This is a genomic window from Streptomyces sp. NPDC007095 (genome assembly GCF_040634475.1).
Taxonomy (GTDB): Bacteria; Actinomycetota; Actinomycetes; order Streptomycetales; family Streptomycetaceae; genus Streptomyces.
Genome location: NZ_JBEYFS010000121.1, coordinates 1 through 18,554, shown reverse-complemented (window position 1 = coordinate 18,554; position 18,554 = coordinate 1). Strand labels below are relative to the sequence as shown.

Sequence of the window (18,554 nt, the reverse complement as noted above, 5' to 3'; positions counted from 1 at the left end):
CCCTGATCGGGCGAGGGGCGGCGGTTCTGGGTGAGCCCCGACCGCCCCTCGCCCTTCCATGCTCACCCGCAGCTCACCCGAGAGAGAGACACGATCATGAGCAAGCCCAACGGGAAGCGGTACCGGCTGGAGACCGTCAAGCGGTCGTACTCCGAGGCGGTCGGCGGCGAGCGCGTCGAGTTCGAGGTCGGGCCCGAGGACAACCCGCAGGTGTTCTCCTTCCCGCATCCGATCTTTACGCCCGACGACGTGCAGCAGGAACTCAACGAGGCGAAGGGCGACGAGGCCGGCGCCCGCATCCTGCTCGGCGACCAGTACGCCGAGTTCATCGCGGCCGGCGGCGACGTGAACTCGCTCATGTTGCTGTACGTCGGGGTCCGCAGTGAGGCGCAGGACAAGGTGCAGAAGGTACGCCCTACCAGGGGGTAGGCGACGGCGACGACGTCGTCGAGACCTACACGTACAGCGTCCTCGACGTCCTCGGCGAGCATCCCGAGGCCGTCGAGGCAGACCTCGCCCACCACTACCCCGGTTACGGCCGGGGCGGGCCGCTCGCCGCCTATTGGCGAGGCGAGATCACGCTGCGGCTGCTGCGCGTCCTGGTCGAGAACCTGCCGCCGAGTGGGGCGACCGCCCGCGCGATCAACGGGCACGCGTGGCAAGCGCTCGATTACGCGGCCGCCGACACGCGCGATCTGCTCGCGCTGCTGTTCACCGCGTTCGTGAACGCCAACCGCGACCCGAAGAAACCGCCCATGGCCTACCCCGAGCCGGCGTGGCGGCCGGGCGATCCGGTGCCCGACGAGGCAAAGGCCGAGCAGGACAAGGCGCGCGCGAAGGCGGCGTACGCGCACATTCTCACGCAGACGAAGGGGGAATGAGTATGCCGGTCGAGGTCGGCGTCGGGTACGTGTCCGTCGTGCCCGAGGCACGGGGGTTCGGCCGGCTGCTCAATCAGCAGATCAGCGGCGAGTCTGCGCGGGTCGGCACCTCGGCCGGGCAGGACGCCGGCGAGGGGTTCCTCGGCGGGCTCGGCGGCAAGTTGAAGGCGGGCGTCGCCGGCGTCGCCGTCGCGGGCGGCGCACTGTTCGCGGCCGGGTTCGCCGAGGCGGTCGACCAGGACAAGGCGACGGCGAAACTCGGGGCGTCGCTCGGGCTCAGCGAAAAGGACACGGCGCGCGCCGGTAAGGTCGCGGGCTCGATCTATGCCAAGGGGTACGGCGAGTCGATCGACCAGGTCGACGACTCGCTCAAGGCGCTGCAGCAGAACGGCGTCGCCGCGCTCAGCGCCCCGCAAAAGCAGCTCGCCGGGCTGACTAAATCGGCGCTCAACCTCGCCGACGTATTCGGCGCCGACGTCGCCGACTCGACGAAGGCTGTCGGGCAGCTCATCAGGACCGGGCTCGTCAAGGACGGTAAAGCCGGGTTCGATCTGCTGACTGCCGGTTTCCAGTCGGGCGCCGACAAGGCGGGCGACCTGATCGACACGGTCAATGAGTACTCAACGCAATGGCGCAAGGCTGGTCTGTCCGGGTCGACCGCGATCGGTCTGATCAATCAGGGTCTGCAGGCGGGCGCCCGCGACGGCGACCTCGTCGCGGACTCGATCAAAGAGTTCAGCATCAGGGCGATTGACGGCTCGAAGACGACCGCGACCGGGTTCAAGGCGCTCGGGCTCAACGCGGACGACATGGCGGGCAAGTTCGCCAAGGGTGGCAAGGCGGCGAACGGTGTTCTCGCGCTCACCCTCGACCGGCTGCGCGGGATCAAAGACCCGGTCAAGCAGGCGCAGGCCGCGACCGCGCTCTTCGGCACCCAAGCCGAGGATCTTGGGCAGGCGCTTTTCGCCCTCGACCCGACGACCGCAGCGAAGGGGCTCGGTAAGGTCGGCGGCGCCGCGGGCCGCATGGGCAAGCAACTGCACGACACCGCCTCGAACGACATCGAGGTGTTCAAGCGGCAGGCGCTGCAGGGGCTCGCCAACGTCGCGAGCAAGTACGCGCTGCCCGCGCTGCGCGACTTCGGCGGGTACCTCAATGACTACGTACTGCCGCCCGTACAGACCGTCGGCGGCGTGCTGCTCGACTACCTCGTGCCCGCTGTGAAGGGGACCGGCGACGCGTTCGCAGGCGGCGTGCAGTGGGTCAAGGACTACGGCGCGTGGCTCATCCCGTTCGGCATCGCGGTCGGCGGCGTCGCGATCGTGGCGGGCGCCTCGACGATCGCCACAGTGGGCATGACCGCGGCGTTCAGCGTGTACCGCGGCGTGATCATCGCGACAGCTGCCGTGACGCGTGGCTATGCGGTCGTGCAGGGCGTGCTCAACGCCGTGATGGAAGCGAACCCGATCGGTCTGATCATCGTCGGGATTCTCGCGCTCGGCGCGGCGCTGGTCGTCGCGTACAACAAGAGCGCCACGTTCCGCGGGATCGTGCAGGCAACTTGGGCCGGAATCAAGGTCGGTTGGGATTACCTGTGGGGCGCCCTGCAGGTCGGGTTCGGCTATTTCATGACCGGGCTGCGGGCGATCGGCTCGGCCGCCTCGTGGCTGTGGTCGAGCGTGCTGCAGCCGACGTTTTCGGCGATCGCGACCGGCGCGAAGATCCTGTTCGCGATCGTGTTCACGGTTCTGCTCTTGCCGCTCGTGCTGGAGTTCAAGATTCTCGCCGCGGTCGGTACGTGGCTGTGGGCGAACGCGCTGCAGCCGGCGTTCAACGGGATCGCCGCGGGCGCACTGTGGCTGTGGAACAACGCGCTCGCACCCGCATTCCGAGGGATCCTCACGGTCATCGGCTGGTTCTGGACCGGCACGCAAGTGATCTTCGGGTACTTCAAGGCTGGGGTGTCCGCGGTCGGTTCGGCCGGGATGTGGCTGTACCGCACCGCGCTGCAGCCTGCATTCAAAGGGATCGTCACGGTCGTCGGATGGTTCTGGACCGGCATACAAGTGATCTTCGGGTACGTCAAAACCGGACTGCGCACCGTCGGCGACGCCGGGACGTGGCTGTACCGCAATGCGCTGCAGCCCGCGTTCAACGCGATCGGTTCGGGCGCCTCGCTGCTGTGGTCCAAGGGGCTGAAACCGGCGTTCGACGCTGCGAAATCCGGCGTCAGGCTGGTCGGCGACGCGTTCGACACCGCGAAGAATGCGATCGGTACGGCGTTCGGCAAGATCGAGTCGATCACGAAAAAGCCGATCAACTTCGTGATTGACATGGTGTACACGCACGGCATCAAAGCGGTGTGGGACAAGATCGCCGGGTTCGTCGGGCTCGACAAGCTGCCCGCCGCGCCGAAGCTGCTCGCCGAGGGCGGCCGCACGCGTGGCGGCACGCCGGGCAAGGACTCGATCCCCGCGCTGATGATGGCCGACGAGTTCGTCGTCAAGCGCAGCAGCGCCCGGAAGATCGGGTTCGGCGCGCTCAACTACATGAACCAAACCGGCGAGCTGCCGGTACAGAAGTTCGCCGGCGGCGGGATCGTCGGCGACGTCGCCGGCTGGATCGGCGGGAAGGCGAAGGCGATCGGCTCGGCCGTGATGGACGGCGTCGACTTCCTCGCCCACCCCGGAAAGCTGTGGGACAAGGCGACCGGGTTCGTCCGCGACAAGATCGGGGCGATCGGGCAGAACCCGTTCGCGCAGATGATCGGCAAAGTGCCGCTCAAGATGCTGTCGAGCCTGAAAGACAAGGTCGTCAAGGCAGCGACGAGTGCGTTCGGCGGGGGCGGCGACGTCGGCGGGTCCGGGGTCAAGCGCTGGTCGTCGGTCGTGCTGCAGGCGCTCAAGATGGTTGGGCAGCCGGCGAGTCTGCTGCCGACCGTGCTGCGCAGGATGAATCAGGAGTCGGGCGGCAATCCGCGCGCGATCAACCTGACCGACATCAACGCGAAGAACGGCGACCCGAGCCGCGGGCTCATGCAGACGATCGGCGCGACGTTCAACGCGTACGCCGGTCCGCTGCGCTCGCGCGGCATTTACGACCCGCTCGCCAACATCTACGCCTCGATGCGGTACGCCCTGTCGAGGTACGGCTCGCTCGCCGCGGCGTACAACCGGCCCGGCGGGTATGCCTCGGGCGGCCGGCCGCGGGCGGGCGAGCTCGCATGGGTCGGCGAGCAGGGGCCCGAGCTCGTCAGGTTCGGGTCGGGCAACTCGACCGTGTTCGATCACCGCACGTCGCTCGGCATGATGGCCGGGCTCGGGATGCGCGGGTTCGCGAAGGGTACGAGCGGCGCGGCCGCGAAGGCGCGCAAGGAAGTGCCCGGCGATCTCGGCTCGTTCACGAAGAGCCTGACCGGCTCGGCGAGCACGATCGCATCGGCGGCGAAGAGCCTCGCCGACGACCTGCGGCAGACCGGCAGGACTGGCCGGGCGCTTGCGACTCAGACGATCGCGACGTCGGCCCGGCTGCAGGCGCTCGCGGGTCAGCGTGACGCGGTCGCCTCGAAGATCGCGACCGCGCGGCAGGCTGCGGCCGACCAGAAGGGGACGGCGCAGGATTACCTCAAGCTCACGAACATCAACGGCGGGAAGATCGCCACGGTCGGCGACCTGATCTCGGGCATGCAGACCCGGCAGTCGACGCTGTCGAACTTCCAATCGCTGATCACGACGGCACAGAAGAAGGGGGTCGCGCAGTCCGTCATTCAGCAGATGGTCGCGGCCGGACCCGACAGCGGTCTCGCCGGGCTCATCGCCGGGGCGTCCGCAGGCGACGTGAAGAAGATCAACAGCCTTGCGGCGTCGGGTGCCAAGCTCAGCACGTCGTACGGCAACACCATGGCCGACGCGATGTACGACAGCGGCATCAACGCCGGTAAAGGGTTCCTCGTCGGTCTGCAGTCGCAAGAGAAAGCACTGCAGCAGCAGATGACGAAGCTCGGCGGCGTCCTGGTCGACTCGATCGAGCGCCGGCTCAAGATCCACTCGCCGGCCAAGGAAACCGAGTACGTCGGCCGCATGGTCGGCGCCGGCGTCGTCGTCGGCACCGACAAGTCGCTCAGCGAGGTACGAGCGGGCGCGAAGCGGCTCGGCCGGGCGGCGATCCCGCCCGTCGTGCCGACCGCCGAGGCGGTACGAGCTGCCGGGCAGACGGCGGCGCAGTCCGGCCACACGTACAACATCTATCCGCGCACGCTCGACATGACCGTGCACGATCTTGAGCTGCTGCAGCGGCGACAGGATGCGCTCGCTCGGGTGGGGAGGCCGCGTTAAATGCCGCTCATTACTGCGCCGGTCATCACCCCGCCCGACCCCGGCGGCGGTGGCGGCACACCGGTCCCGATCCCCGAGATCGGGTTCGCGACAGCCACCTACACCGACCCGACCGGCACGGTTTGGTCGCTCACCGACGAGGCGGCGGGATGGTTCACGCTCGCCGACGGCGTCTCCGGGCTCGGTGCCGCGCCGTACGGGTTCACCACGGACGCGCACCCGCGCGGCGGGGCGCGGCTGCGGTACGCACAACCGCAGGCGCGGGCGATCGTGTGGCCGCTGTACGTGTACGGCGACACGCACGTCGAGTTCGTCGGCCGTTGGCGGGCGCTCGCAACGGCGTTCACGCGCACACTGCGCGACGGGCCCGGCTGGCTGGAGATCGCCCGGCCGGACGGCACCCGCAGGCGGATCGCTGTCTATTACCAAGAGGGGTTCGAGGGTCGCGGCGCGAAGGGGTCCGGGATCGTCTCGGACGCCGCGGCGATCACGCTGTGGTGCGAGGACCCGTACTGGATCGACCCGGTCGCGGTGTCCGTGCACCGCGAGACTGGCAGCCTGTCGAGTTTCTTCCAGCCGTACCCGACGGTCTCGTCGTCGCAGGTGCTCGGCGCGACCACGGTCAAGAACCCCGGCGACGTGATCGTGTGGCCTAAGTGGACGGTCACCGGTCCCGCGAGCCTGATCACGTTCACGGTGACCCGGACGAAGATCGTCGATGGTGCCCCGGTCGTCACGAGCGAGTCGTTCACCCTCGACCCGACGGCGGTCGGGCACGGCAACCTGCTCGCCGGGCAGAAAGTCACGATCTCCACCAACCCGCCCACAGTGCGCTATCAGGACGGCTCGAACTGGGTCGGCGCGCTCGACTGGCCGACCGCGGTTCTGTGGGGGCTCGCCCCCGGCGACAACGCAGTGACATTCCAGTTGAACGGGTCCGGCCCCGGCAGCGCGGTCGATCTCACGTTCAACCCGCGGTACGAGACCGCCTGATCGGAAGGGAGCGGCGGTCTAGTGGCCGTGCAGCTGCTCATCACCGACAAGAACCTCGCCGTGCAGGGCGACCCGATCGACGGATGGACGAACCTCGACGTCACCAAAAGGTTCAACGAGCCCGGCTCGGGCAGCGTCGACGTGCCCGCACGCCCGGACGTCATGGCCCAACTGCAGCCCGGTAACCGGCTCGTCGTCATCCGCGACGGCGCGGTGTGGGTGGCCGGACCCATGGAGATTCCGACGGAATTCTCATGGTCGGTCACCGACGAGCCGGGATACGGCACGGTCGCGATCAGTTTCTCTGACGACCTCGCCACCGTGGCCGGATACATCACGTGGCCTACCCCGGCGAACGCGTGGACGGCGCAGCTCGCGAACACGTACCGGCAGCTCGCCAGCACGAACGCCGAGACGATCATTCGGGCCCTGGTCAATGAGAACTGCGGGCCGGGCGCGCGAGCCGAGCGTCGCATCCCGCACTTCGCGCTCGACTCCGTCGCGGGCGTCGGCACCCCGACGACCTTGAGCACGCGGTTCGAGCCGCTGCTCGACGTCTGCAGGCGCATCGCACTGGACGGCGGAGCGATCGGGTTCCGGACCCAACAGGCGGCCGGGCAGATCCTGTTCGGCTGCTATCAGCCGCGCGATCTGACCGCGACCGCGCGGTTCAGTATCGGTCTGGGCAACCTGCGCTCGATCCAATCGAAGTTGAGCGCGCCGACCGTCACGCACGCGCTGATCGCCGGCACCGAGCCGGACATCGGCACGACGGGCCGCACGTACGTGCAGGTCGCCGACGCCGCGGCGGCCGCCTCGTGGTGGCGGGTCGAGCGGTACGTCGACGGCTCGGCGCAGACCGACACCGACGGCGAGCTGACGCAGGCCGGGAACGGGGAGATCGCCGGCGGCGCTGCCCCGGTCGAACTCGCCACAGTCACCGTGGACACCCCCGATCTCAAGGCCGGCCGCGACTTCGATCTCGGCGACAAAGTCACCGTGGCGCTGCCGTACGGCGTCGAGGTCGTCGACCTCGTGCGCTCGATCCACCTGCAGACAACCCCGGATTCGGGCGAGTACGTGACGACCCTGATCGGGTCACCAGAGGCGAGCACCGACCCCGCCATGGTCAAGGCCATACGCACGCTCGGCCGCAGGCTCGGCCGGCTCGAAACCCGATAGCGAAGGAGGTGCACTCGTGGCTCAAGACTCGTGGCCGTCACCGGCTCACAACGCCCGCGCGGTCACTGACACCGAGTACGAGAAGATCGCCGCCCGGTTCTCCGGTGACGGCGTGTACGGCGAGCCCGGCGACACCGCCGTCGTGGTCGCCGGTATCGGTCTGTCCGTCGACGTCCGATCCGGCGTCTACGCGTCGGTACGCGGGCACGCGTGGACGTCCGGCACGTCTACGGTGAACCTGCCGGTCACCGCTAACAGCAGCGGCTCGACGAGGGTCGATCGGGTGGTGCTGCGCCTCGACCGGTCCGCGTGGACCGTGCGCGCCGTCGTCAAGCCGGGCGCCCCCGGCGGCGGCGCCCCGGCGCTCACTCAGGACACGGGCGACACGGGCGTGTACGAGATCCCGCTCGCTACCGTGACCCTGGTATCCGGGGCGTCGACGGTCACTGTCGCCCGCGGCGAGCTGTATGTCGGCGTCCGCATCCGGCCGTGCACCTCGACGAGCCGGAACCCTAACCCGGTGCCGGGCGAGATGTGTTTCGAGACGAACACCGGACGCGTCAGGGTGTGGACCGGCGACTCATGGGTCGGGCTATTCGACGACTCGGGCACGGTCGCCGTCAACTCGCCGCTGTCGGCGTGGGCGATCAGCACTGAAAGCGTGCTGCAGAAACGGAACGGGAACGTACACCTGCGCCTGGGCTCGTTCCAGCGCACCGGCGGCACTGTCCCCGACGGCGGGGCGCGGCTGCCCGTCCTCATCCCGGCCGCCTACCGACACCCCACCCGCGATCAGTACGGCATTTGCTACGTGACCGGAGTACAGATCGCGAGGATCACCGTTTACTCGGCCAACAGCGACAAGCCAGGACAAGTCTGGGTGACGCAGTATCCGACCATCAGCAAGGGTGATTACGTGCTTCCCGCATCCGGTATCAGTTGGGTGGTGGACTGACCATGGCCCGTCACGAGTTCGGCGCCGGAATCGCCGACTACGTCGTCAAACCGTCCGACGGTTTGTGGGGCATCGCCCCTGGGGTGACAGTCACCTTCTATGACGCGTCGGCGGGCGGCACTCAGTACGCCGATCTGCTCGACGCCGGCAGCACGGCGATCACTTCCGTGACCGCCGACGAGTACGGGTTCCTGCCGCGTTTCTTCGGCCCCGACGGCATCAGCGGCATGTGGGCAGATGCGGGCGGCAGTACGCGCGCGTGGATCGAGGCGCACAACGCCGGCAGCAGCGGGGCGGCAGCCGGATCGGTACGCGACTGGTTGAACGTCCGCGACTTCGGCGCGAAGGGCGACAACGTCACCGACGACACCGCCGCGATTCAGGCGGCGCTCGCCGCGGCGCCGATGGGCGGCATCGTGTACCTGCCCGCGGGCGCGTACCGCACGAGTGCGCCACTGACGATCCCGCCGGCGGTCACCCTGCAGGGGACGCACACGAACCTCATGACCGTGCCGGGATTGACCGACCCGCCGTGCTACATCCGGCCGTTGGCCTCGTTCGCGGGCGCCGCGGTCATCATGCTGGTTGACGCCGCGACGGGCGGTTACTCAACGATCAGCGCCGAGCACCGGATCTTGAACGTGATGATCGACGGGCAGGACCTCGTCGTCGCCGCCGACGGTCTGCAGGCCAAGGGGAACATTCAGAACGTCGGGCTGCGTGACTTCACCGTGCGGCAGTGCACCGGGAACGGCATCTACTGCGGCGAGAACGAGGGGATCAACCCGTACTCGTGGCGGCTGCACCGCGTGATGCTCGACAACAACCACGGGCACGGGCTGTCGGTGCAGATCATGACCGACCTCACGCTGATCGACGTGCAGGCGATCGGCAACTTCGCGAACGGTTTCAACATCATCAACGCCGCCAACTCGCAGGCGATCGGCTGCCGCGCCGAGTGGAACGGCAACAACGGCTATCACCTGACCGGCGATTGGGCGACCGGAACCGGCTCGGGCGGCATGCTGCTCGGCGACTGCAGCACGGACCGGAACGGGTTCAGCGGCGTACTCGTCGACGCCGTCGGCAACGCGCCGATTCAGATCGACAACCTGCACACCCGCCGCGACGGCCGCAACGGCGGCGCGGGCGGCGGCGGTTACGCCGGACTCAAGGTCGACACCGCAGGCGTGCCCGTCATCGTTGGTCTGGTCACCTGCTATCCCGGCGTCGACGACAACGGCACACAAGCTAACTCGCCGCAGTACGGCGTGCGCGTCGCGAACTCGGCGTACGTGTCCGTCGCGAGCGGGTTCCTGCACGCCAACACTGCAGGTTGGTCGGACGGCGGCGGGAACACGGTACTGCGGCGCGGGCTGAACATCGCCGAGCGCACCGGCCCCACGAACGCCCCGGTCAACGCGTTCGCCGGCCCGACCGACGTCGGCGGGAACTTGAACGTCGGCGGGTACCTCGCCGCGGCGTCCGGCCAGTCCGGCGGGCAGTGGAACATCTGGGACGGCACCGCAAAGGCGCTGAACCTCGGCTCGGCGGGCGGCGGCGTCGCGATCAAGGAAGGTGCCAACGCGCGCATGGGCGTCGCCACGCTCGCCGCGGGCACGGTCACCGTGGCCAACACCTCGATCACCGCGAACACGCGCGTCGTCCCGATCCGGCAGACGCTCGGCGGTACGCCCGGTCACCTGTCCGTCACGAAGAACCCCGGCGTCGGATTCACGGTCACGTCGAGCAGCCCGGAAACATCATCCGTGCTGTACGTCCTGTTCGAGCCCGCGTAACCGCACGCCGACGCACCTCACGCTCGCCCCTCGCCGACCGGCAGGGGCGTTTTTCATGCCCACGAAAGGGGCTCACCCATGAGTGACACAGCACGGCCGATCCCCGAACGGCTCGGCGACCAGGAAGAGCAAGCGGCGCACCTCGTGCGGACGGTCAACGGGCCCACGGTCGGCGACGAGGCCGAGCTGCTCGCCGAGCAGTACGGACCGGCGGACATGGCCGGGTTCCACACCGGACTCGCGGTCGTCGACGAGGCGACCGCCGACGAGCCGGCCGACGAGGGCGCCGCCCCGGCCGCGGACACCGCCGAGGGGGGCGAGTCCGCATGAGCCTCGAAGGCATGGTGACGGCGGTCGAACGCTGGATAGGCACCGGCGAGCCGAACGAGATTCAGTCGTGGTACCGGCAGCGCAACGGCGCGGCGTACGTGGGTAACTTCGCGTGGTGCGATGCCACGATCACCCGCGCCGCGGTTGAGGCGGGCGAGTACGACGCGGTGTGCTTCGGGGTCGACTTCGCGTACACCGTGGCGCACGCCGCGCGGTTCAAGGCGGCCGGTCAGTGGCATGCGATGACCAACGGGATCAAGGCGAGCGGGATCCGGCGCGGCGACATCATCTTTTTCGACTGGGACGGGTCGAGCGAGATCGGCAAGATCGATCACGTCGGCATCGTTACGGGCGTCTCGGTCGACTTCAAGTACGTGTACACGATCGAGGGCAACAGCCTCAACGTCTGCGCGAGGCGCGTGAGGGTCGTCGAGGACATCGCCGGGTTCGGCCGCCCCAAGTACAAGACGCCGCCGAAGACGCCGCCGGCGAGCGGCAGCTCGTCGACCTCGAAGCGGCCGCAGGTGTCTCTCTCGCGGCTCGTGAAGGCGTTCAAGGCCGACCCGCCGAAGAAGGGCACGCCGGTCTCGTACGCGCCCGTCGAGGTCGTCGAGAACGCCCTCGTCGGCGAGAGGCTGCTCGCGAAGAAGTACGCCGACGGGCACGCCGGATCGGCCACGCGCAGCGCGTACACCCTGTATCAGGAGCGCCTCGGGTTCACGGGCGGCGACGCCGACGGCATCCCCGGTTCGACGTCCCTCGGCCGGCTCGCGAAGAAGTACGGGTTCGACGTCGTCGCCTGATCCTCACTCTCCGACCGGCCCCCGCCGGTCTCTCACCACACAGGAAGGGGGCCGGCTATGCCTGCCCTGTTCGTTTCGTTCATGCGCACAGCCGTGCCGTTCGTTGCGGGGTGGCTGCTCACCCTCGCCGTGCGCGCCGGTATCGAGATCAACTCGGCGACTGTCACGGGCGTCGTGACCGTCGCGCTCGGCGTCGCGTACTACCTCGTGTTCAGGCTGCTCGAGGTCGTCGGCGAGCGGGCGCGCGGTACTGCGCTGCAGAGCGCCGCGGGCGTGTTGCTCGGGTGGGCGCGGCCGCCGTCGTACCCGAAGGTTCCCGAGCTCGAGCCGGTCGACGGCGCGCGGTACCTCGGCGAGTCCGGCAACGGGTGACGTCGGCCGCCCGGCCGCGGTTACACCCCCCACTGCACAACCGGAGGCAAGCGCGTGGACGCTGCGACGCTCGGCGCCGTCGGAACCATCGTCGTCGGGCTCGCAGCGGCCGCGGCCGCAGTCGTCGGACAGCGGGGCGCGAACCGCGCGTCGCAGTCCGGCGCCGTCCTCGGCGGGTACTCGACGCTCGTCGACAACCTGCAGGAAGAGCGCGACAAGGTGCGGGCGCAGCTCGCCGAGAACGAGGTGCGGCTCGCCGCGGCGTACGCCGAACTCGCAAGCGAGCGGGCCGATAAGGCGCTGCTGCAGGGGCAGATCACGGCACTCACGGTCGAGAACACACAGCTACGCGAACGGATCGTCGAGCTCGGAGGGCAACCCACGTGAACCGCCGTCATGCTCAACCGATCTTCGCGCAGCGGTGGCGTTCCCTCGCGGTCGCCGCCGTGCTGCTCGTACTCGCGGGCGCCGTCGTACTCGTGTGGCTGCGCGTCGATGCCGAAGCGTCGGCCCGCCGGGCAGCGATCGCCGAGGCGAACCTGCGCGGCGACGCCGTCACGACGCTCGCGAGCGACGTGCGCGTGCTGCGCGAGCAGATCAAAGCCGAGGGCAAGACGCCCGCCGCGCCCGACCCGTCGAGGGCGGTCGACAATCTGCCGGACCGGGCGCGGGTGCCGGTACCGATCCCAGGGCCGGCCGGACCGCGCGGGCCGCAGGGCGAGCCGGGCAGTCCGGGACCGACCGCGACAGGGTCGCCCGGACCGTCCGGCGCGCAAGGCGAGCCCGGTGCCACGGTGACCGGCCCGCCGGGTCCGGCCGGTCCGACGGGCGCCGCCGGTCCCCCTGGTCCTGCAGGGCAGGACGGCACGAACGGCACGGACGGCAAGGACGGCGCCGACGGGCACGACGGGCAGACGTGCCCCTCGGGCTACAGCCTGCAGGCGCCGAACTACGATCCCGACGCGCTCGTCTGCAGGCGCGACGGCGCCCCCCAACCGAGTGACCCGTCGCCGACGCCGAGCTCGTCGCCAACCTTGCTCGGGCTGCCGGCCGAGCGTCGGCGCATCGCATGAACAACGCCCCCTGTCTGGCCGTACGCGGCCGGCGGGGGGCGTTCTGTCGTTCCTGCAATGTCAGCTGCGGCGGGCCGCCCCCTTGGGCCACACGACGTCGACGGCGAGACCCTCGGCCCGCGCTTGCTCGACTGTGTCGGCCGTGCCGCCGCCTTTGCCCGAGGGCGGGGTGCCGTCCCACACCGCGACGAGCCGGTCGCCGCGGCGCAGTAGCTCGCCGTTCGCCGCCTCGTATGCCTGCCGGTTGGCGTTCTCATGCGGCATGACGACGACCTCGACTGCCGACTCGACGAGGTGATCGAACACGGCGGCGTGCTGGGGCTTCACCTTCGCCTGCCGATAGTCCTGCGACGGCAGCACCACGACCAACCGGCCGCCGGCAGCGAGTAGTTCCTCGGCAAAGATCGAGTCGGCGCCGGCCGCGATGCACGACACCCCGACGAGCTCGCCCTCGGTATGCGCCGCGAACACCTCGCGAAGTGCCTCGCGCACAAGAGCGACGCTGTCGTCGGTCAAGTCCATGTGCCCGGTAACGGCGTACCTCGTCACTCAGTGCCCCTCTCATCAGGTCGTCAACAGGCCGCGAATCCTATCCCGCGCCTCACGCAGGCCGCGGTTCGCATCCTTTCTCACGGTGTACGGATACAGCTCTGCGAGCAGATCGCGTACCCGCCTCGACTGCGTTTGCTCGGCTGCGTCGACCGCGGTGTGCGTCTGCTCAATCCCGCCGGTCACGTCGCCCATGAGGAACAGAGTTTCGGCAAGGCCGATGTGGTCGAGCGCGTGACTGCGGCCCGCCTCGGCGCCGCGGTGTTCCAACGCGACGCGGATCTCGTGGGCGGCCGCCTCGGCATGCTTGGCAGGTTCCTGTCGCGCGAGATCGAGCAGCCGGCCGCCGGTCACGCCCGCGAGTTCCGCCTCGTCGAAGTAGGCAATCCAGTACGGGGCGTCGTCGCCGCCCGCCTCGTGCAGTACCTCGGTCGCCTGCATGGTCGCCCGCCGGAACGCGGTCACGCGCCCCATGGCGGCATACGCCCATGCCTCGCGGGTGTAGAGCATCGCCCGCACCCGCGGTCCGATCTTGCCCCTGGAACCGTCCTGCGCAAGCCTCACGAGATCGGCCGCATCCTTGGGGCGGCCGCGATAGAGCATCTGGCGCGCCATACCCGCCAAGACGTTCGTGCCGAACTCGATGTCGCCGCCGGCGTGCGCGGCTCGTAGCGCCGCCTTGTAGTAGTTCTGTGCCTTGAGCTGCATGCCCGAGTCCCACGACATCGTGGCCGCCATTCCGGCGAGCTGCGCCATGACCCGGAACAGGCGCTGCTCGACGATCCCCGACTGATGATCTTTGAGTGCGTCGGATACCTCGGCGAGCTGCCCGATCACAGCTTTCCGGCGCAGCCCGCCCCCGTACTTGTGATCCCACTCGCGGAACTTCCGGGCGGTCAACTCGAGTTCGGCACACTCGCGCCCGCCGAGCCTGCCATTCGGCAACGCGACCGGCACCGCCTCGGCGGGCTCGTCGAGCAGCCAGCCTTCGAGCGGTTCGAGCAGTGCCGCGCCGCCCACTGCTGCGGCGGCGATCGCTTTCGACGCCGCGCGACGGTCCATCACTAGGTCACTCCTGGTCATGCGCGCCGCCATGCTCACCGTGATCTCGGGGCGCCATGGCACGTCGCCCGACTCGTCGTCGGGCAGCTCGTCGACGACAGACTCGACCGCCTCGTCGCCAGCGTCTTCCCATGGGCGGGCCGCGAGACCGAGCAGCGCGCCGGGGATCCGCAAACCGTCCGCGATCCTGCAGACCACCTCAAAGCTCGTGATCTGCGTTTCGCCGTTGATGACGTTCGAGACCTTGCCCGGCGTCAGCATGCACGCCGCTGCGATCCTGTTCTGCGAGATACCGCCGTGCTTTTTGAGCAGCCTGAAGACAGCGGCAAAGTCGTGTTCCGCGAGGGACCTGCGCACGTCTTCCCGGTCGAGGATTCCGGCGGGCAGCAGTCCGGGGCTTGTGGCGTTCATGGCGGTCAACTTCCGGAGCAGGATAAGCACAGGTGGGCGTCATTCCGCGACTGAGAACGAGTGTATTACCGCCTCGGTAACACCCGCCGGTGATCCCGCAGTTGAGCCGTAAGCGACACCCTCGAAGGGTGACCAGAGACGATCAAGCACAAGAGACGACTGCGGACGTCATTGCTCGCGACTGGATCAGTGAATCCGGCGCGAGCGCGACCGCAGCACTCGCCGCGTGGGACGGCGGCGAGCTCGTCGAACTGCCCGTCGGTAAAGGCTGGGACGTCGTCCGTATGCCGCGCGCCCTCGGCTGGAAGGCCATCACGGAGATGCACAAGAACGGCGTGACAGTCGGGCCCGCACAGCATGCCCCCGACGGCGTCGACGTCCTCGTGCCGGTCGGCTCGGCAGCCGCATGGGACCTGCCCGACACCGAGGTACTGACCGAGGGCACGACCGTGCTGCTCCCACCCCCCGCGATCGTCGCCCCTCACACCCTCAAGGCGCACACGTGGATCGTCTCGCCGAAGGACTGCGGGCCGCTCACCGACGCCGACATGCTGCACGAGGCGTACGCCGCAGCGCTCGCGGCACTCCACATGGGCGCCGCGGGGTGACCGTCATGGGGCAGGAAACGGGGGCCGACAGCGTCGACAGCCTGATCGGCGAGGCGATCAATGCCGGACGCTGCACAGTGCCGCACGAGCGGTTCGTCGAGATCGACAAGGCGCTGCGCGAAGAGATCGACCGGCTCGCCCCGCTGGTGCAGCGCCTCGCCGGATCCACAGCGGTCAAGCACCGGTCCCGCGAGTGGTACGCGTGCGACAACGCCCTCGGCAACGCCGACCACGCGCAGTCGTACCAACTCGGCTACGGCCCGACCGCATGCGCCCTGCACGTCGCCGAGCTCGCCCGCCGCATCCGTGAACTGCGGCAGGTGCTGCAGGACGTAGGGGGAGTTCGACCGTGATCTGCACGATCTGTGAGCAGCCGATCGAGGACGGCGAGGCGTACAAGAGGCACGGCCGCAGCGGGCCGACGGGCGGCATGCTGCCGACGTCCTACACGCACAACCGCTGCCGCAGGCGCCCCTCGATCGTGCCGTTCATCGCGTCATGGTCGAGCGAGATCGCCGCCGACGACCCGGCGGTCATCTGCCGCCCGTTCCTCGACGGCATCGGCTACTCGGGCGAGATCGCCTCGGACCGCGACGAACGCGGCGTGCTGTGGCTGCGCCGCCGCGAGTCACGCAAAGTGGGCGACCCGCTGTACGGCGCCGTGCATTCCGGGCGGCAGCGCCGCGCCATGGCCGAGTTGCTGTGTCAGGTGTGCGGCGAGCCCGCCGACCAGGACGACCGCGGCGTGCTGTGGATGCTGGAGAACAACCGCGAGGACTGGCAGGGGTGGCCCGAGGACTTGCTGACCACTCACCCGCCCGCCTGCCTCGGGTGCTTGCGCAAGGCGCGCGAGGAGTGCCCCCACATGTGGGCCGGCAGTGTTGCCGTACGCGTCGGCAAGTCGGCCGTATGCGCGGTCTACGGGCGCCGGTACACCCTCGGCCGGCTCGGTCCCCTCGTCGCGGCCGCGGACGTCGTGGCGCTCACGTCACCACTGATCGGCTGGACGGTCGCGTCACAGCTCGTTCGCTCATTGAGCGACTGCACGATCGTGAGTCTCGACGAGGAACTCGCGGCGGCTCACCCATGACCGAGGGGTGCCCGGCGGTTGTACGCCCCCCTCGTCCCGCTAGGCACCCCTCACTCACTGTTCAACCGGCCGGACGGAATGTAACTGTTCAGTGATGAAATATGCCCCCCGCACATATCCACGTGTCGCCGGGGGATGATGACTCCGCTCACCGGTGCACAAATGCACAGGAGCGGTACGCCGTCACCGATCCTGTGCCCCACACTGGAGAGGTGACGACCGCGCCCCGACCCCCTCGTCTCCGCAAAGACCGGGGTCGGGGCGCCGGTTTATGCACCGCCGATTCCCCGGTCTGCGTCTTGATCGGCCGAGGAATGCACTGCTAGACATCGCCCATGACCGAATACCCCACTGACGAGACCGACCGCCGGATACTCGACGCGCTGCAGGACAATGGACGCATCGGATACGCCGAACTCGCCAGGACGGTCAACATGTCCGCAAGCGCCGTCACAGAGCGCGTGCGCCGCCTGGAAGAGGCAGGGGTGATCGAGGGGTACACCGCAGTCGTCTCGCACGAGCGGCTCGGTCTGCCGATCCTCGCGTTCGTCCGGCTGCGCTACGGCCTCCCTCGCGGTGAGTGGCGGAGTACTTCTGAGTATCCGTCCGGCAACTACAAGCCGTTCCACGACCTTGTCGAGGCGACGCCCGAGATCCTGGAGGCGCACCACGTCACGGGCGACGACTGCTTCGTCATCAAGGTCGCGGCGCGCTCGATGAACCACCTGGAGAAGATCTCCGGCCGGATCGGCACCCTGGGTTCGGTGACCACGAGTGTCGTGTACTCCTCACCGCTCCCCCGGCGCCCCCTGGGTCACTGATCCCGCGCGGATCCTTCGGCTCAGTCCTGGACGCCCCGCTGCCGTACGACCGATCCCGTTCTGCCCTTCACGACCTCCAACTGGGCGTGAACACGGCGCCGCAGGTCGGCGACATGGCTGACGATACCCACGCTGCGGTCGCGCTCCCGCAGGGAGTCGAGCACGTCGAGGACCTCGTCCAGGGTCTGGTCGTCGAGGCTGCCGAAGCCCTCGTCGATGAAGAGCGTGTCCAGCCGCACCCCGCCGGCCTCGTCCGTGACGACGTCCGCGAGACCGAGGGCCAGCGCGAGGGAGGCGAAGAACGTCTCGCCCCCGGAGAGCGTCGCCGTGTCACGCTCCCGGCCGGTCCAGGCGTCCACGACGTGCAGTCCGAGCCCGCTGCGGCCACGGCCCGCGCGGTCGTCGGAGTGGACGAGGGTGTAGCGCCCGGAGGACATGCGCCGAAGTCGTACCGTCGCGGCGGCGGCCACCTGTTCCAGGCGGGCGGCGAGGACGTACGACTCCAGGCGCATCTTGCGCTCGTTCTCCGCCGAGGTGCCCGCGGCCAGCCCGGCCAGGCGTGCCACCCGGTCGAACTCCTCACGCAGTGGCGCGAGCCGGCGCACGGATGTGCCCGCGCGCGTGGACAGCCGGTCCAGTTCCGTGCAGCGTCGGGCGGCCTCGTCCTGGGCGGAAGCGGTCTCCCGCAGCCGCCGGGCGGCGGACTCGGCGGCCCGTTCGGCGACGGCCAGGTCGGCGGCCGGCCGCTCGGCGGCGGCGGCCGTGTCGGCCTCGGCGAGCACGGCACGCACCGCACTGTCCTCCAACTGCCAGGCGTCGAGGCGTCGTTGGAGGTCCCGGTGGGCCGCGTCGTCGAGGAGCGCGGCGGCCGCGGCCTGGGGGGTGTCGAACCCGGCGCGGAAGGCCGCGTCGGACAGGCGCGCGTCGGCGTCCTTGAGACGCTGCGCGGTGTCCTCGGCCGCGCGCACGGCCTCCGCGGCCTCCGTGAGCAGGGCGGCCTGCCGCTCCAGCTGCGCGGCGCGCGCGGCGACGCTGTCGGCGGCGCCCCGGGCCTGCGCCAACTCCTCCTCCAGCAAGGCCCTGTCGCGGTCGTTCCGGTCGCGGTGCGAGACCCGGGCGGCGGCGCGCAGTGCGGCCTGCTGCTGGGCCGCGACCCGCCGCTCGTGTTCGAGTCCGGCCTGCGCGAGCCGTTCCCGCGCGGCGTGCAGCCCCGAAGATGCGGTCCTTGGCCTCGTCGGGGACACCGGGACCACGGTCCACCACCCGTACCTCCACCCGGTCGGCCATGGCG

19 protein-coding genes are annotated in these 18,554 nt (G+C 69.5%); 16 read left to right on the top strand and 3 right to left on the bottom strand.

The window, feature by feature from the left end; all coding sequences use genetic code 11:
* Positions 1-96: 96 nt before the first annotated feature.
* The 12 genes from ABZ656_RS33895 (at position 97) to ABZ656_RS33840 (ending at position 12,722) form a co-directional block, all read left to right on the top strand.
* Complete coding sequence (locus tag ABZ656_RS33895; protein WP_360273059.1) at positions 97-429, top strand: hypothetical protein; 333 nt, start codon at positions 97-99, stop codon at positions 427-429.
* A 293-nt stretch (positions 430-722) separates the two neighbouring features.
* On the top strand, positions 723-881 hold the full coding sequence (locus tag ABZ656_RS33890) for a hypothetical protein (RefSeq protein WP_360273056.1): 159 nt from the start codon (positions 723-725) through the stop codon (positions 879-881).
* 2 nt (positions 882-883) lie between these two features.
* Positions 884-5,215, top strand: coding sequence for a phage tail tape measure protein (locus tag ABZ656_RS33885; RefSeq protein WP_360273053.1), 4,332 nt, complete (start codon positions 884-886; stop codon positions 5,213-5,215).
* Complete coding sequence (locus tag ABZ656_RS33880; protein WP_360273050.1) at positions 5,216-6,208, top strand: phage tail protein; 993 nt, start codon at positions 5,216-5,218, stop codon at positions 6,206-6,208.
* 21 nt (positions 6,209-6,229) lie between these two features.
* Entirely contained in the window at positions 6,230-7,390 is a 1,161-nt protein-coding gene (locus tag ABZ656_RS33875) for a siphovirus ReqiPepy6 Gp37-like family protein (protein WP_360273047.1), read from the top strand.
* Between the two features lie 16 nt (positions 7,391-7,406).
* The gene (locus ABZ656_RS33870) at positions 7,407-8,345 is read left to right on the top strand and encodes a hypothetical protein (protein WP_360273044.1); all 939 of its coding nucleotides are present in this window, start codon (positions 7,407-7,409) and stop codon (positions 8,343-8,345) included.
* A gap of 2 nt (positions 8,346-8,347) precedes the next feature.
* Positions 8,348-10,144 (top strand): glycosyl hydrolase family 28-related protein, encoded by a 1,797-nt coding sequence (locus ABZ656_RS33865; protein ID WP_360273041.1) that lies wholly within the window; start codon positions 8,348-8,350, stop codon positions 10,142-10,144.
* A 78-nt stretch (positions 10,145-10,222) separates the two neighbouring features.
* On the top strand, positions 10,223-10,474 hold the full coding sequence (locus tag ABZ656_RS33860; RefSeq protein WP_360273038.1) for a hypothetical protein: 252 nt from the start codon (positions 10,223-10,225) through the stop codon (positions 10,472-10,474).
* The gene (locus ABZ656_RS33855; protein WP_360273035.1) at positions 10,471-11,277 is read left to right on the top strand and encodes a CHAP domain-containing protein; all 807 of its coding nucleotides are present in this window, start codon (positions 10,471-10,473) and stop codon (positions 11,275-11,277) included. Before ABZ656_RS33860 ends, ABZ656_RS33855 begins: the two co-directional genes overlap by 4 nt.
* A gap of 81 nt (positions 11,278-11,358) precedes the next feature.
* Complete coding sequence (locus ABZ656_RS33850) at positions 11,359-11,649, top strand: hypothetical protein (protein WP_360273032.1); 291 nt, start codon at positions 11,359-11,361, stop codon at positions 11,647-11,649.
* Between the two features lie 54 nt (positions 11,650-11,703).
* Entirely contained in the window at positions 11,704-12,036 is a 333-nt protein-coding gene (locus ABZ656_RS33845; protein ID WP_360273029.1) for a hypothetical protein, read from the top strand.
* On the top strand, positions 12,033-12,722 hold the full coding sequence (locus ABZ656_RS33840) for a collagen-like protein (RefSeq protein ID WP_360273026.1): 690 nt from the start codon (positions 12,033-12,035) through the stop codon (positions 12,720-12,722). The genes ABZ656_RS33845 and ABZ656_RS33840 overlap by 4 nt, the downstream gene beginning before the upstream one ends.
* A gap of 60 nt (positions 12,723-12,782) precedes the next feature.
* Here ABZ656_RS33840 and ABZ656_RS33835 read toward each other — a convergent pair whose 3' ends face one another.
* On the bottom strand, positions 12,783-13,271 hold the full coding sequence (locus ABZ656_RS33835) for a hypothetical protein (protein ID WP_360273023.1): 489 nt from the start codon (positions 13,269-13,271) through the stop codon (positions 12,783-12,785).
* A gap of 15 nt (positions 13,272-13,286) precedes the next feature.
* Positions 13,287-14,744 carry a helix-turn-helix domain-containing protein gene (locus tag ABZ656_RS33830; protein WP_360273020.1) on the bottom strand — a complete coding sequence of 486 codons (1,458 nt, stop codon included), beginning with the start codon at positions 14,742-14,744 and terminating at the stop codon, positions 13,287-13,289.
* Between the two features lie 128 nt (positions 14,745-14,872).
* Between ABZ656_RS33830 and ABZ656_RS33825 the strand changes: the two genes are divergently transcribed.
* The 4 genes from ABZ656_RS33825 (at position 14,873) to ABZ656_RS33810 (ending at position 17,263) form a co-directional block, all read left to right on the top strand.
* A complete protein-coding gene (locus ABZ656_RS33825; RefSeq protein ID WP_360273018.1) occupies positions 14,873-15,352 on the top strand; it encodes a hypothetical protein in 480 nt (159 codons plus the stop codon).
* A 5-nt stretch (positions 15,353-15,357) separates the two neighbouring features.
* The gene (locus ABZ656_RS33820; protein ID WP_360273015.1) at positions 15,358-15,705 is read left to right on the top strand and encodes a DUF6415 family natural product biosynthesis protein; all 348 of its coding nucleotides are present in this window, start codon (positions 15,358-15,360) and stop codon (positions 15,703-15,705) included.
* Positions 15,702-16,442, top strand: a complete 741-nt coding sequence (locus ABZ656_RS33815; protein WP_360273012.1) for a hypothetical protein — start codon at positions 15,702-15,704, stop codon at positions 16,440-16,442. The genes ABZ656_RS33820 and ABZ656_RS33815 overlap by 4 nt, the downstream gene beginning before the upstream one ends.
* 335 nt (positions 16,443-16,777) lie before the next feature.
* Positions 16,778-17,263: an Lrp/AsnC family transcriptional regulator gene (locus ABZ656_RS33810; RefSeq protein WP_360273009.1), complete on the top strand. Its 486-nt coding sequence runs from the start codon at positions 16,778-16,780 to the stop codon at positions 17,261-17,263.
* Positions 17,264-17,283: 20 nt separating this feature from the next.
* On the opposite strand, the gene ABZ656_RS33805 is transcribed toward ABZ656_RS33810, so the two are convergent.
* Positions 17,284-18,554 (bottom strand): SbcC/MukB-like Walker B domain-containing protein (locus ABZ656_RS33805; protein ID WP_360273006.1); only part of this gene is annotated, 1,271 nt, incomplete at its 5' end.